11 protein-coding genes are annotated in these 14,889 nt (G+C 42.1%); 5 read left to right on the top strand and 6 right to left on the bottom strand.

The features are described from left to right. Positions 1–244 precede the first annotated feature (244 nt). From HWQ36_RS09505 to HWQ36_RS09490, 4 genes are all read right to left on the bottom strand, one after another. Positions 245–1,558, bottom strand: coding sequence for an NF041680 family putative transposase (locus HWQ36_RS09505; protein ID WP_292701126.1), 1,314 nt, complete (start codon positions 1,556–1,558; stop codon positions 245–247). A gap of 261 nt (positions 1,559–1,819) precedes the next feature. Beyond that, a complete protein-coding gene (locus tag HWQ36_RS09500) occupies positions 1,820–3,262 on the bottom strand; it encodes a response regulator (RefSeq protein WP_292701123.1) in 1,443 nt (480 codons plus the stop codon). Next, entirely contained in the window at positions 3,259–5,988 is a 2,730-nt protein-coding gene (locus tag HWQ36_RS09495; protein ID WP_292701119.1) for a response regulator, read from the bottom strand. Before HWQ36_RS09495 ends, HWQ36_RS09500 begins: the two co-directional genes overlap by 4 nt. Positions 5,989–6,001: 13 nt before the next feature. Next, positions 6,002–6,970: a phosphate/phosphite/phosphonate ABC transporter substrate-binding protein gene (locus HWQ36_RS09490; RefSeq protein WP_292701116.1), complete on the bottom strand. Its 969-nt coding sequence runs from the start codon at positions 6,968–6,970 to the stop codon at positions 6,002–6,004. Between the two features lie 348 nt (positions 6,971–7,318). Between HWQ36_RS09490 and HWQ36_RS09485 the strand changes: the two genes are divergently transcribed. The 5 genes from HWQ36_RS09485 (at position 7,319) to HWQ36_RS09465 (ending at position 11,862) form a co-directional block, all read left to right on the top strand. Further along, positions 7,319–7,966 carry a class I SAM-dependent methyltransferase gene (locus HWQ36_RS09485; protein WP_292701113.1) on the top strand — a complete coding sequence of 216 codons (648 nt, stop codon included), beginning with the start codon at positions 7,319–7,321 and terminating at the stop codon, positions 7,964–7,966. A 47-nt stretch (positions 7,967–8,013) separates the two neighbouring features. Continuing rightward, complete coding sequence (gene phnC / locus HWQ36_RS09480) at positions 8,014–8,787, top strand: phosphonate ABC transporter ATP-binding protein (RefSeq protein ID WP_292701109.1); 774 nt, start codon at positions 8,014–8,016, stop codon at positions 8,785–8,787. A 47-nt stretch (positions 8,788–8,834) separates the two neighbouring features. Next, a complete protein-coding gene (phnD, locus tag HWQ36_RS09475; RefSeq protein WP_292701106.1) occupies positions 8,835–9,767 on the top strand; it encodes a phosphate/phosphite/phosphonate ABC transporter substrate-binding protein in 933 nt (310 codons plus the stop codon). A gap of 262 nt (positions 9,768–10,029) precedes the next feature. Further along, positions 10,030–10,770 carry a phosphonate ABC transporter, permease protein PhnE gene (gene phnE / locus HWQ36_RS09470; RefSeq protein ID WP_366828709.1) on the top strand — a complete coding sequence of 247 codons (741 nt, stop codon included), beginning with the start codon at positions 10,030–10,032 and terminating at the stop codon, positions 10,768–10,770. Positions 10,771–10,869: 99 nt separating this feature from the next. Next, complete coding sequence (locus HWQ36_RS09465) at positions 10,870–11,862, top strand: phosphonate dehydrogenase (RefSeq protein ID WP_292701100.1); 993 nt, start codon at positions 10,870–10,872, stop codon at positions 11,860–11,862. Positions 11,863–12,007: 145 nt separating this feature from the next. Here the strand turns inward: HWQ36_RS09465 and HWQ36_RS09460 are convergent, their stop codons facing one another. Further along, on the bottom strand, positions 12,008–13,369 hold the full coding sequence (locus tag HWQ36_RS09460) for a hypothetical protein (RefSeq protein ID WP_292701098.1): 1,362 nt from the start codon (positions 13,367–13,369) through the stop codon (positions 12,008–12,010). Positions 13,370–13,378: 9 nt separating this feature from the next. Continuing rightward, positions 13,379–14,889, bottom strand: a 1,511-nt coding sequence (locus HWQ36_RS09455; RefSeq protein ID WP_292701095.1) for a plasmid replication protein, CyRepA1 family, incomplete at its 5' end; no start/stop codon positions are given.

The raw sequence follows: 14,889 nt of genomic DNA, 5'->3' as shown, positions 1-14,889 counted from the left end.
GTTTCTGTTTTGGCTGCGGCTCTCCCAAACTCAGACCCTCTGCCATAATCCCTCTGTCAATAGGGTTTGAGACGCGCTAACCCTGGTACATCAGCTATGTAAAGCAACAAAGTCAAGGAAAAGCATGGAATTACTTGAGTTTGGACTAATTGGCATTTAGCAGCAATGAATAGAAAGCAAGAAAAAGTTACCCAACTTCTTTTAGAGGCTGAGTTAAGTTGAATCGTTGAAAAAGAAGCAAAAACTAAGCAGCAGTTAGCTCAGCGTTCTTAAGTGATTCTTCGGTTTTAGGTTTTTTAGATGGGTGTTTTTTGACAGTGGGATAACGGGGACGTTGAGGTGGCTGATGGCCTTGGGCACGCCCAGGTGATTTACCGCGAGTTTTAGGGGATTGAGCAGGAGTGCCAATGGCGGCTAAAATTAGTGGAAAGGCTTGTGCCACACGTCCTGGAGACAGTTTATCCTGAGTTGATTGCCAGGGCAAGGGGGAATCAATACAGGCAACTCTTGCGAACCAGAGTTGCCAAGTTAACAGGGGCATCAGGTCACTCCATCGCTCTGCCGCCCGAGTAGAACTCAATTGAGGCTGTGTCCAATATAACCTCTGCTTGGCAAATCTATACCAATGCTCTAGAGCAAAGCGGCGTAGGTATTTTTGCCAGAGATCCTCTAATGGAGGCATTGTCTGACCCAACCAAGCTAGCCATAAGGGTTGGAACTTACGATTGCGTCCAACTGGTTGGATCACCTCGACGCGAATGATTTCCATTGCCCGGTTTGGGGATTGAAGAAAATGAAACCCACTCCAGCGCATTACTTTAACTCGACCAACTTGCGGGTCTTCAACTTCTAGAGTTTCAGTTACCTCTGGCCAAGTTTCCAGGTCATTGAGCTTAAATTTATGACCATGCTTACAAGGTGCGCCTCGTCCTTTGTAATTACCGGGTGTACCCCATACACATCGGTTAGATGCTAAACGCAACAACAGGTCTGCATTAATTTTCTCCGTGGCTTGGACAAATTTGGCGTTGCCGTAGCCTCGGTCATAAGCAGCAAGCGGTCTTTTTTCTAGTTGCCGACTTACAAGTTTTAGTTGAAATGCTGCCCTACTTGTTGGCGTTTCAAAGCTGGTGATCCGTTCATGTCTTAATGGCAATGCCCAACTCCCATCTGCCTCTGGTATCCAGGCTAACGTACTGTAACTTTGTCCAATACCTACACCAACTCCTCTCTCCCCATCAAAAGTTCTTTCCTTGAGTGTCTTGGCGTCTGGTCTTGGCCAAAAGGTATGATCTCCTGCTAAAAATGGTTGTGCTTCTGTTTTTACCTCCTCTATCAGTAAATTCAGCAATTTTCTTTTCTGTGGGCGGTTATCATGCAGTGCTGCATATATACTCGGCCATTGCCTCCGAAATACTGGACTTTGGGACAAGCCTACAAATGATTGAATGCTTGGGCTGGTCAATACTGCATCCATCAGTTCAAATACGGCATCTTTCGCTTTACCTAAACAATCGTAGATTGCTTGCCGGAATTCTTCTAATTGTGTCAGGATCATCACGTCAATGATTTATTGATTACATTCATTGACTCTACAGCAGTCAGTAGTAACACTGACTGCTTTTCTTTAAACTCTTTAGTCTTCGGTTCAGTACTATTGTCTATTTGTTTATCTCTGATTCTCTAAGTACTTTTTTCTGAGCCTGAGCTTTTAGTCCAAACTCCAGGAATTATGTTGAGGTAATTATAGATAGGGACACCAGTGCAGAAGATTATAACTGGATTGCTGCTGTCACAGATTTTGCTCTCTATAATTCAATTAAAAATGCCTTTGACTTAGTAAAGGAATTTCAATACAAAATTCTGTGCCTTGCCTCGGCTCAGAGACAAAAGAGAGAGTCCCACCATGTTTCTCCTCAATAATTTGCCGACTTATAGATAAACCCAACCCTGTGCCCTTTCCTACAGGTTTGGTAGTAAACATTGGTTCAGATAACCGTTGTTTGACTGATTCTGTCATACCGATGCCATTATCGGCAATTTTAATTATTACAACTGAGCTTTGTTGATGTAGAGCAGTACGAATCGTGATTTGCCCTTTGTTTTCTACCGATAACAAATGAATGTTACTTGCTGCAATTTTGGGAAAATTTGCAATAGAATTGCTCCTAGTCACAAATGACTCCTCTATAGCATCTATTGCATTAGCAAAGAGATTCATGAAAACTTGATTCAGTGGCCCTGGAAAACATTCTACAGGTGGCAAAGTTCCATAATCTTTAATAATCTGAATTTCGGAACGTTCTGAGTTTGCTTTTAAGCGATATTGTAAAATCAATAGCGTGCTATCAATACCTTCATGAATATCTATAGGTTGTACTACTGAATCATCTCGACGTGAAAAATGCCTAAGAGAATGAATCATCTGTGCTAGGCGCTTTGTTCCTTTGTACATAGACGACATAATTTGCGGAGAATCTTGCATTAAAAAATCAATATCAATTTCATCTATTTTTTGCTGAATTTCTCCTTCAGGATTAGGATAATATTGTTGATAAAGTTTAAACAAATCAATAAAATTTTGGGTGTATTCTGAGGCGTGATTAAGATTTCCTAAAATGAAGTTGACTGGATTGTTAATTTCATGGGCAATTCCAGCAACCAACTCACCAAGGGTAGACATCTTTTCTTGTTGTACCAGACGAACTTGAGCTTGCTGAAAATTATCAAGTGCTTGAGATAGTTGAAAAGTACGTTCTTCTACCCTTTGCTCTAACTCCTGAGTCAGCTTTTGTAACTTGGTTTCGACTGCAAGACGGTCGGCTATTTCTTGTTGAAGTTGCTGATTATGACTTTGGAGTTGCTTAGTTAGATTACGGATTTGTAGATGTGTCTTGATACGAGCTAGTACTTCTTCATGCTCAAACGGTTTAGTAATGTAATCTACTGCTCCCAAGCTCAAACCCTTTACTTTATCGACAGTTTCAGAGAGAGCTGTCATAAAAATTATGGGGATATCACAGGTTACAGGATTTAACTTTAAACGCTGGCAGGCTGTAAATCCGTCAATTCCAGGCATCATTACATCTAAAAGTATAATATCAGGACAAGCGTATTCAGCTTGAGCGATCGCTCCTTCACCATTTACAGCAATCAATATCTCCCAACCTCTATCCATTAATGTTTCAGATAGTACTTCCAAATTATTGGGATTATCATCCACAATCAAAATTACCCCTGTCTCCAGAACAGGTATATTCATTGTTCTTCTCCTCGATATGGTTGGATAAATTCCCTAATTTTTTCAATTTGAAAGCTTTTTGCAAGTTGCTCTAATTGTTCGGCAAATAGTATAAACTTATCATCCAAAAGTTTCAACTTTTGGGCTTGCTCTCGAATGCCTTTGATATTACCTCTCATCGCCAACTCAAATAGTTTCTCGATTTCTTCAGGTGGTAGAGAAATGAAGCAGGTGTCTGGTACTGAGGAATCAGCAGAGGTAACTTTTAGATTTTGGGTTTCGTTGACTTCTTCTTGACTCTGGGGCAAATCATAAATCCACTCAAATTTTAAGTGCTTCTGTAACTTCTGGAACAATTCATCGGCTTGCACTGGTTTAGGCAGAAAATCGTTGCCACCTACTTCTAAACTTTGATACTGGTCAGATTCAAATACACTGGCAGATGAAACAATTATTGGTAAATTATCAAATGGCAACACACGCAACTGACGGATCATTTCCAAGCCATTTATGACTGGCATAGACAAGTCAGTGATAATTAAATCAGGTTTCAAATCGACTGCTTTATCTAAGCCGTCTTGACCATTAGTTGCTTCCGTTATTTCAAAACCAATATCACTTAATAAATTGACAACAATAGAACGGTTTTCCCCATTATCATCTACGAGCAAAATTTTCCGCTTATTGCCAGTAATCCCAACAATTGTGCTTTCAGGAGTTCCGACAGAACTATTTTGGTTATGGATAGTGTTGAGTGTCCCCTTTCCAGATTTTTCTGGTACAGTTTCATAAACCCATTCAATTTGTAAATATTTTTCTAACTTCTGAAGTAAATCATCAGCATGTACAGGTTTCGGTAGAAAATCGTCTGCACCAACTCCTAAACTTTTGTGTTGGTCAGATTCAAACACGCTAGCAGATGAAACTATGATAGTCAACTCCTGAAACTCCTCTTGCTGGCGGAGGCGACGTGTTAATTCAAAGCCATCCATGACGGGCATTGTCAGGTCTGTAATGATTAAGTCCGGCAGAAATTGCATAGCTTTATCTAAACCTTCCTGACCGTCACTTGCCTCTATAATTTCAAATCCAATCTCCTCTAATAGATTTATAACAACAGAACGGTTTTCCCACTTATCATCTACAATTAGGATTCTCCTCTTTCCAGTGGCGATTCCGATAATTTTGCCAGCAGGCATCACTCTACCTGATTGCATCCAATCTACAGATTCTTGCAAATCTAAGTCAATCCAAAAAGTGCTACCTTGAGCTATTTCACTTTTTACTTGAATTGTACTATCCATTAATTGCACAATTCGCTGACTAATAGCTAAACCTAACCCAGTACCTTCTGATTGCTTTTTAACTTCTCCGACTTGCTCAAATGGTAAAAATATTTTCTCTGCCTGTTCTTGACTCATGCCAATTCCCGTATCGATGATTTGAAATCGAATTCTATGAATTGGTTTTTGGTTACTTTCATTGACTAATAATTGGTCTACAAAGCTAATAGTAAATCTCACTCCTCCTTTCTCGGTAAATTTAATGGCATTACCTAGTAGATTAATTAAGACTTGTCGCAATCGTTTTTCATCTGCCCAAATGCCAATAGGTAGTTCTGAAGTTGGTTGGTAAATGAATGAAATGCCTTTTTGTTCAGCACGAATCCGACAAATTTCTACCACACTTTGGAGAAACGCCGGAAAATGGAAGTCACTTTTGTAAAGTTCCATTCTCTGGGCTTCTATTTTGGATAAGTCTAAAATGTCGTTAATTAGTGTTAGTAGATGTGAACCACATTGGTGAATAATTCTTAATCCATCCTGCTGTTTAATAGTTAAACTTTGATCTCGTTGGAGAATTTGAGCATAACCCAGGATACCGTTAAGAGGAGTTCGCAATTCGTGGCTCATGTTAGCTAAGAACTCGCTTTTGGCACGATTTGCTGTATCAGCAAGTTCTTTTTTTAACTCTAGGGAGCGATAGGACTCAGCTAGAGTTCCTGCCATTCGGTTAAAAGCTTCTGCTAGTTCTTGAATTTCGTCTTTGGTTTGAATATTTAGGCGATATTCTAGATTTCCATCTCCAATTTTTGCCGCTCCTTGTTGTAGCTTTTGAATCGAGCGAATTACTGGTAGGAGGATCAGTAATAACTGACCGACAAAAACTAGGAGGATGGACAAAAGTAAAATTTGTCTGGCAAGTTGAGTAGTCTGTTTAAAGTTATTAAATTCTTGCTTGGCTAAACTATCCTGTTGCTGAAGCTTTTGAGTTAATAACTTTAAGTAAAGTTCAATATCCCGAGAGAAAGCGTTAATTACTCGAAAATCCTGTTGGGATTCAGCTAATTCTAAGGGCTTATCTGTGTTAGATTGATTAGTTAATTCGATTATTAGATTGGCAAGCAAGCTATGGCGATCGCTAATCTTAACTAACTCTGAATTTATCTCTGGCTTTAAATTTTGTAACTCAGCCAAATTTTTAGTAAATCCAGATAGAGCTTCCTGATATTTCACCAGATTGGAAGCATCGCGTCTGAGCAAGATCATGTCCTTAAGCGCGGCTACTTCGTTATTCAAAGAGAGGTTTATTTGCAGGATAGTCGTCAAAGCCTGAGCATTTTTTGCCTGGGTATCCTGTGCTTTTTGTTCTGCTTGCCTGATAAAGAGGTCGCCTCCAATTTGGGTAGAGGCAACCAATCCCAGAACGATCGCAGATGACCCAATACATTTGGTCGTTATCCGCATATCTTGATTAGCCTCATTTACTGGAAACTCGCTTTTGCAACTCTCTAACGATGTCGTAATCTCCGTCTTGCACCAAAGTGTAGCCAACTCCAATACCGCCTGTAGGGTCTACAAGACCTGTCGGAGCGTCAATCAATGCCTTTTTCAAGTTATCTTTCAACTCGACGGAGACTTTACTAGACGCAACAAGAGGTACGCTAGGAAGCGGGACAGATTCCCAGATAATTGTGTATTTTTTGGGGTCAATCTTTCCTTCATTGACTTGATCGGTATAAGAGCGGCGATCGTCTGCGATCGCATCTACTTCGCCATTGACTAAAGCTTGTTTTGCTTTATCATGGCTGCCAGCGAAGATTACCGAGCTAAAGTCTCGTTCAGGATTAATATTTATTTCCTGAAAATGAACTGTTGGTACGACGTATCCAGATGTTGATAACTTGGTGACAAAAGCAAATCGCTTACCCTTTAAATCCTTGAGGGTTTTGATGCCACTTGTCTTGTTGGCAATAATTACAGCTGTGTACCAAGGTCGCTTTGTTTCTTTATTAATCTGAGCAACCAATGGCTCAACCTTGGGATCGCGGCGATGAGCTTCGATGTAACTGGTAGGTGCAAGGTAGGCAATGTCTACCTTTTTTTTAACCAATAAATCAATTGCCGTTTCATAGTCCTTAGTAATTTCAAATTTAAAGGGTCGTTTTAGTGCCTTAGACAGGTAGTTAGCCAAAGGTTCGAGTTTCTTTTCTTGTTCGGCTGAAACCTGCCAGGGAATCACCGCCATTGTAATGGTTGCTTGTTCTTCTCCAGCTTGACTGGTAGTGCTAGCAGGCGACTGAGCAGTGTTCGGCTGAGTTGCAGATGAACTTTCACGAGTTGGAGTACAGGCCATACCAAATATGGCGATCGCTAATATTGAGGTAAAAAAAGTGGTATTTCTACCAAGTAAACTCGTTACAACTTTATGAAGAAGTTGCTGGTACATGGTTTGTTATCCTTTTAGAGCCTGTTCTGTTCAGAGAGGTTTCACATTTATTAATCCCAAAATGGTGTATGTTCTCTCAACTTGAAAAGTAAATATCCATCATGAGATGCATACACCAGAACACATGAAAGAGGCATTGGGGATTAGAGACTAGTATTTTTACTCAGCACTGGCTAAACCCTAGCTATCCGCTAACAGCACTCAGCACCAAAATTAAATTAGCAATCGCTGTGAAATTGCTCTCACTTAATAGGAATCACTTGTGTTGTGTTAAGCTAAGTACATGTATATTATAATACAATTATTAAAAAGATAAGCCAACTTGAAGCCCTTATTACAGAAACCAGCATGACTGAAACCACAGTTCGCAAACAGTACAACCAATTAGCTGCCGTTTACGATCTACGCTGGAGAGATTATATAGTTAACACACTGTCTTTCCTTAAAACCTGGGTAGAGATATCACCAACAGATACTGTACTTGATATTGCGTGTGGTACTGGTGAGTTTGAACGGTTACTACTAACTGAGTATTCATGTCAAAAAATTGTCGGTATAGACATTTCAGAAAAAATGCTGGCGATGTCTACGACGGGCTACGCCTACGCTAAACTCAAATGTAGTGCTTATCCTCAAGTAGCATTTCAGACGGCAAGTGCATCAAGTTTGCCATTTAACAGTAATAGTTTTGATGTGATTGTGTCTGCTAATTCGTTTCATTACTTTGATGAGCCAATTGCTGCATTAAAAGAGATGAGACGGGTTTTGAAGCCTGATGGTAAAGTCATTATTCTAGATTGGTGTAAAGATTATTTAGTTTATAAAATCTGTGACTTAGTACTTAAGGTGTTTGATCCGGCTTATAAGCAGTGTTATACCCAAAATGAGTTTCACCGCTTGCTTAATGATGAAAATTTTGTGGTTTGTCGTGCGACCAAAATTCGCTTTGGTATTGTGTGGGGATTGATGGTAGCTACAGCCAAGCTCAAAAATTAAACCAATTTTCAAACTGTGGGGTTTTGTCCCTAAAATGGCTAGGAAATATGATGCAACTTAACCGATTAAGTATGACTTATAAAGGCGGAGTAGTAGGGATAAAACCTATTTCTCTTAGCTTTATCAAAGGGCAATTCACTGTTATTTTGGGAGCATCTGGTTCTGGTAAATCAACTTTACTGCGTTGTCTTAACTATCTTAATCGCCCCACAACTGGTACTGTGATAGTTGAAGGATTGGGAAATCTACATAACCGTAAGGTGTTGTATGAACATCGTAAGCGCACAGGAATGATTTTTCAGCAGCATCAACTTATTAGTCGGCAAACGGCTCTTGGGAATGTATTAGTGGGTCGTTTAGCTTACCATTCAACACTCCGAAGTTTCTTTCCTTTGCCCAAAGCAGATCAGTATATTGCTTTAGAATGTTTAGATCGGGTTGGACTTTTGCATAAAGCTCTAACACGAGTGGATGCTCTTAGCGGAGGTCAACAGCAACGGGTTGGTATCGCACGCGCCTTAGCACAAAAACCACAATTGATTTTGGCAGATGAGCCTGTTGCTAGTCTCGATCCTACTAGCGCTCACAAAGTCCTCTCATTTCTGCGCCAGACTTGTCAAGAAGATGGAATTTCTGCAATTCTCAGTCTGCATCAGATTGATCTCGCTAGAATTTACGCGGATCGAATTATTGGGTTATCTCAGGGAACGGTTGTCTTAGATGGGAAGCCAGCAGATATCAGTGCCTACGAATTAAAGCAACTTTATAGTGACAAAAATAGTCCTTATGAGCATGGCTTTCAGGAAACCATTAATTCCTAATGGCTAAATTTACTGTACTGTTTTTATATTAATTTAGGATAACCTCAATGACTGTTTTACTAAACAAGCGATCGCTTGTCTCAATGACACTAATCATGGCTACCTTAATCGGTTGTCAAAGTCCCAGCAACCAATCTGCAAATAAGCAATCAGCTTCTAATAGTCCAGTAGTCGCATCAGATTCGGCTGACCCTCAAACCTTGAAAGTAGCTTTATTGCCTGATGAATCCCCTTCCACTGTAATTAAAAACAATGAAGGATTTAAAAAGTATCTTGAGACAAAGCTACAAAAACATATTGAACTTGTCGTTACAACTGATTACTCCTCGATGATTGAGGCAGCAAGTAACAAGCGTGTTGATTTAGCTTATTTTGGGCCGCTGTCTTACGTTTTGGCGAAAACAAAGAGTGATATTGAGCCATTTGCAGCTTTAAAGAAAAACGGTAAAACTACTTATCAGTCTGTGATCGTCGCTAACACAGCTAGCGGTATCAAGTCACTGGCAGAAGTCAAGGGTAAAACGGTAGCCTTTGGAGACCAAGCATCTACGTCCAGTCATTTGATTCCTAAATCAATGCTGGCAAATAGCGGATTGCAACCCGGCGGAAAAGACTATCAAGAGGCGTTTACAGGTTCACATGATGCTGTAGCATTGGCAGTTCAAAATGGTAATGCTCAAGTTGGTGGCTTGAGTAAACCCATCTTTGAATCCTTAATTGAACGCAAAGTAATTGATTCTAGTAAAGTCAAGGTGATTGCAGAGTCCAAAGAGTATCCTGAATATCCCTGGACAATGCGTTCTGATTTAGCACCGACATTAAAAGAAAAAATTCGTGCAGCCTTTTTTACATTGAACGATAAAGAGGTTCTTAAACCCTTCAAAGCCGATGGTTTTGGAGCTGCGAAAGATAAAGATTATGATAGCATCAGAGACTTAGCAAAAATTCTTAATCTTGATATCGCCAAGTTACAAAAGTAATTTATAAGAAGAATTCAGAACTCAGGAGTCAGAATTCAGTATGAATTCTGTTTTTGCTCAGTACTTTGCTATAAATAGTTTTCTTGATTAAAACTCTATCCCTTTATGAGTAGAGTATTCTGTATTCTGAATTCTGTATTCTGAATTCTGTATTCTGACTCTTGATATTTTGAATTCAAAGCGAAGCGACGTGACACTTCCTAATCCTCAACCAGCTTTCGATCAGCTACTGAAACAACAACGTCGGCAATGGTATCGAACGATAGTAACCTGGGCGATCGCACTTTTGGCTATAGCTATATGTTGCTTTCTGGTTGGACTTTGGGACGAGAAACGCCTTTCGGATGGCATTCCCAGTATCTTAAACTTGCTGCATCAAATGCTGCCTCCAGATTTTAGTGATGCCCGAAACTGGGTCAAACCTTTATTTGATACACTGGCGATGAGTGTTGCAGGCACAGCGATCGCTATTGTCTTCTCGATGCCTCTATCTTTATTAGCGGCTCGGAATACAACTCCCCATCCGTTGTTATTTCAAATTTCACGGCTGATTCTCAACGGCTTGCGCTCTGTGCCAGAGCTAATTATGGGCATTATCTTTGTGGCAGCTGTTGGCTTTGGGGCATTACCCGGAACCTTGGCGGTGGGATTTCACTCCATTGGCATGGTCGGCAAATTCTTTGCAGAATATATCGAACTGGTCAACGAAGCACCGCTAGAAGCAGCGAGAGCTGCTGGAGCCAACAAGGTGCAAGTGATCTATCACGGAATTTTGCCGCAGGTATTACCACAAATGATGGATCTGACCCTTTATCGATGGGAATATAATTTTCGTGCCTCCACGGTTATGGGAGCGGTAGGGGCTGGTGGCATCGGGTTTGAGCTAATTGGCGCACTTCGCCTGATCAATTATCGGGAAGTTTCAGCAGTGTTGCTAGTAATTTTGTTTATGGTCATTCTGGTTGATGGTTTTAGTAGTTATCTTAGAAAACGTTTAGTCTAAGCACGGCGCAAATAAACTAACCGTTCCAAATTAACGAAACACTTACGCTGTATTCATTTTTAATTTTTAATTTCACCTTGCGGTACTAGGAGGTTGCTGATGAAACCCAAAGTTGTTATTACCCACTGGGTTCACCCGGAAATTATTACAAACTTAAGTGAGTATTGTGAGGTCGTTGCAAATCCAACTAGAGAGACTTTACCGCGTGAAGAAATTCTCAAGTTGGCGCAGGATGCTGAAGCTTTGATGGTTTTTATGCCAGATCGAATTGATCAGGCGTTTCTGAAAGCTTGTCCAAAATTGAAGATTATCGCCGGAGCATTGAAGGGTTACGATAATTTTGATGTTGATGCCTGTACCCGTCAAGGTATTTGGTTCACCATCGTCCCTAGCTTATTGGCTGTACCAACGGCTGAGTTGACCATTGGACTGATTATCGGGTTAGCCCGCCAGATGTTGCCAGGCGATCGCTTGATTCGTCAAGGCACGTTTGCAGGTTGGCGACCCCATCTATACGGTATGGGATTAGCAAACCGGACACTGGGAATCGTTGGTATGGGCAGTCTAGGGCAAGCTCTGGCTCAACGGCTTTCCAATTTTGAAATGAACTTGATTTACACCGATGCAATACCTTTACCTAAGGAAAAAGCAGCAGCTTGGTGCTTGTCACAGGTTTCCCTAGATATGCTATTGGCAACCAGTGATTTTGTTGTGCTAATGGTTCCTCTGCAACCAGAAACGTTCCATTTGATCAATGAGACATCTTTAGCACGGATGAAACCAGGGAGTTTCTTAATCAATCCTTGTCGCGGCTCAGTAGTTGATGAACAAGCGGTGAGTGATGCTTTAGCCTCTGGATATTTAGCAGGTTATGCAGCTGATGTCTTTGAACTAGAAGATTGGGCGCGTGGCGATCGCCCGTCAAAAATTCCTCCATCTCTGTTAGAGAAACAAAACCAAACCTTTTTTACTCCCCATTTAGGATCTGCGGTGGATGATTTCCGATATGACATCGCTATAGAAGCATCTCAAAATATTTTACAAGCCTTACAAGGTCATTCTCCTCAAGGAGCAATCAATTGTCCAAGTTAAAATTAGTAAATTGGAGAATCCTTAAGCAATAAAGACTACCAATCCTCTCTCCAGATAAACCAAATCCAAAAGATTCACCGCAATGTTATGGAATGCGATAGCGTAACCGCCGACTTGATAGCGATCGCCGTTACAACCCAACTTCTTACCCCATCCACTGCACCCAATCGGGTGCAGCCGCAATCAGTTGACCAAATTTCAGAGGCTCCACATCCTCAAACTCCAGCATCACGCCGCAACGCTCATCAATCGTCGGGGTAGTTAGCAATTCTTTAACCGCATCAACCCCGTATTCAACCCGTTCAATCGCCAGTCGAGCATAATATTTAACCCGCTCCCACCAAGAATCACTGAGTTCTGCCTCTGTGTCCATACCCCCCCAATTATTACTTCCATCTTCATTAATGGGGGGTGTGGACGGCGATGAAGAAAGCATGGGAGCAGAGGTGCAAGGGTGCAGAGGGGATACTTGTACTAATTTTCCCCTCTGCGCCTCTGCACAAGTGCGCCTCTGCTCAACACCATACTGCATCTGCATTCTAGCCGCATAAGCCGCCTGAAGCTCAAGTGACTCTTGCCGCTTTCGTTTCTTCTCTTCCCTCTGCCGTTGCCGATAATCCAGAACCTTCTGGATAAACTCTACATCAGAAGTATTGAGCCGATAATACCGAACCCTCTGCCCATCCTCCATTGGTCTTCGTGACTCAGTAGACAAACCGAGTTGCCAGAGGTATTGTCCTAAAATCCACAAAGCAGACTCCGATAGCGGAATCGTCAGGTTGAGAATACCTTTAACGTGAGAGGCATTGCGTTTTGAAAAGTCAGCCAAAGCCTGAATCATCACCTCGTCGCCTTTAATCTCAACCCCAGCCATCAGATCCACCAGCACTGCTCTCAGTCCCAGGCGATGACGCATCAACCACGCGGTAGAATGATTGCTCCAGTCAGTGCAAATGGCTAATCGCTCCCGTTCCGATTTATCGCGTTCGGCAACAATAGCCGGCGGTGGAATAAACTCGCGCCCCTGGTCATCAGTGACCATTTCCCCAGGTGCGGCCAATATCGCTTCAAGTGCGACAATCTTTTTAATTAACCGCCCCCCGTCATCTTGCTCAACCAGTTCCGGGGTTACGCTCATCCCGTAAGTATCCTGTATGCGGAACTTCTCACACTCCAAAACCTCCTCCGGCTTGAGATAGTCTTGGTGCTGCCTATTTGTGTAAGTCCTTCTATCAATATCTTTGGCATTGGCAACTTTACGATAATGCTCCTCATTGATGGCAATACCCGCCGCCTTCATCCACCGCGAAGTCCCTTCATCACTACCGTTGCCCAAAGGAATAATCGTATTCCCCATTTCCTCCAACAGCGATCGCAAATCAGCCCGTAAATTATTAATCGACCAATTGCGTTGCGCTTCAATCTGACAAGAGGCATCCAATGCCCAGTCCTTCTCTGCACCACGTCTGCCTGTCTCTCTGTCAATGCGGATGAGAAAGGCAGTCATTTCATTCTTCTAGAGAATCCTTTCCTTGATGCGACGGGCATTGGTTTCGGCGTAACCAAAGGGAGGGCGCGGTGCAACCCAAACATACATGGGAACATCAGGACGATACCGCCATAATTGCTGGGCGCATTCTGTAGCCGATTGTGAAACAGCGTGAAACACGCCAAACACGGCATCAAAATGATAGCTGGAAATGTCAACCCCTGAACTGAGACTGGGAGTAATTAAAAAAGCATCAATATCAAGAATAGCAATGTTAATCTCCCTAATGAAAATCACATTCTCTTCACTACCACTGTTCTCGGAGTGAATAGCCCACACCCTTAACTTGCGGTCTTCGGCTGATTCCGGGGTTTCGTCGTTATCATCAATTGCTGAACCATCATTGAGCGCTCTCTCCAGCTTTTTGATGAAGCGCTTGCTATCACTGACCATCATTAACTTTTTACCCAACATCAGTTGAGCGTGGAACTCTGCAACGATCGCGCTACTGTTTTTACCTTCATACCAATAAACCTGACGACCCCCTGAACGATATTCATTTTTGATGATGTAGGGTTTTTCACCAGCCGGTCGCATTTGCATGAAAAACTCAATGGTCAAATCATCCAAGTGGGCATCTGCTAAAACAACCAGTTTGGCATTGTAGACCAAGTATTCCAGTACTTCCAGAATAGCTCCACGGTGTTCTTTGCAGGTCTTCGATTTGAGCAAGTGAGCGAGATACTGGCAGGCTTCATCAATAAATAGAATATCGTAAGCCTGTAAATCATTCGCCATCTTATACAATGAGTCTACGGTGATACTCAGTGCTTTTGCTTTAGCCCAGTCACCGCAAGAAATCGCAGAGTACATGGCAGTTTGCAAGCGATCTGATAGATTCTTGAGCAGGGTAACGCGATGCCCGTTATTCAAAAAGCTCAAGTCTGGGTTATCTCTTCTAATCATCGCCAAAATTTCAGTCTTGCCAGTACCCATGTCAGAAGCTAAACCTACTAACCCAGATTGAGGCAGAGAGCGGATGACTGTGGAAAGATAGCGGGTATTGACTATCACATTGGGTTTGAATTTGCGAAGCCCCCTGGCACGATTCACGAAAAATCTTTGGTTTAACTCGCTGATTCTCAAGGCATCAGTAATCATTGTGCTGACTGCTTTCTCAGCTTTCTTGCCCAAAGCTATCACCCAATCATCAATTCCTTTTTCTGGCCCAGGCAACAGCGCCACTTCACATTGGCAGGCAAGTTGGAGAATTACTTGACAGGTACGGCGAGTAGCAGCAAAAACTTGCTGTTTGGTTTTGGGTTTGGTTTCGTAGTCGAAGAGAATGATGAATTTGCGACCCTTTTGCGCTATTGGGACTAAATCGGGGTGCAGGTATTCCAAGTCTTCCTTGCCCACGCGCCCGTTCCAGATTCCAGGGAGTGCGATCGCTACAAAGCCTAAAGTTAGGAGACAAGCAGCCTTCTTCTCGCCCTCCGTAAGGCATACAGGGATTTCAGGGTGTGCCATGACCCAAG

Source organism: Nostoc sp. NMS2, assembly GCF_017115105.1.
Classification (GTDB): domain Bacteria; phylum Cyanobacteriota; class Cyanobacteriia; order Cyanobacteriales; family Nostocaceae; genus Nostoc.
Note: the sequence above shows the minus strand (reverse complement) of the source record. Positions and strands in the feature narration are given on the sequence as shown.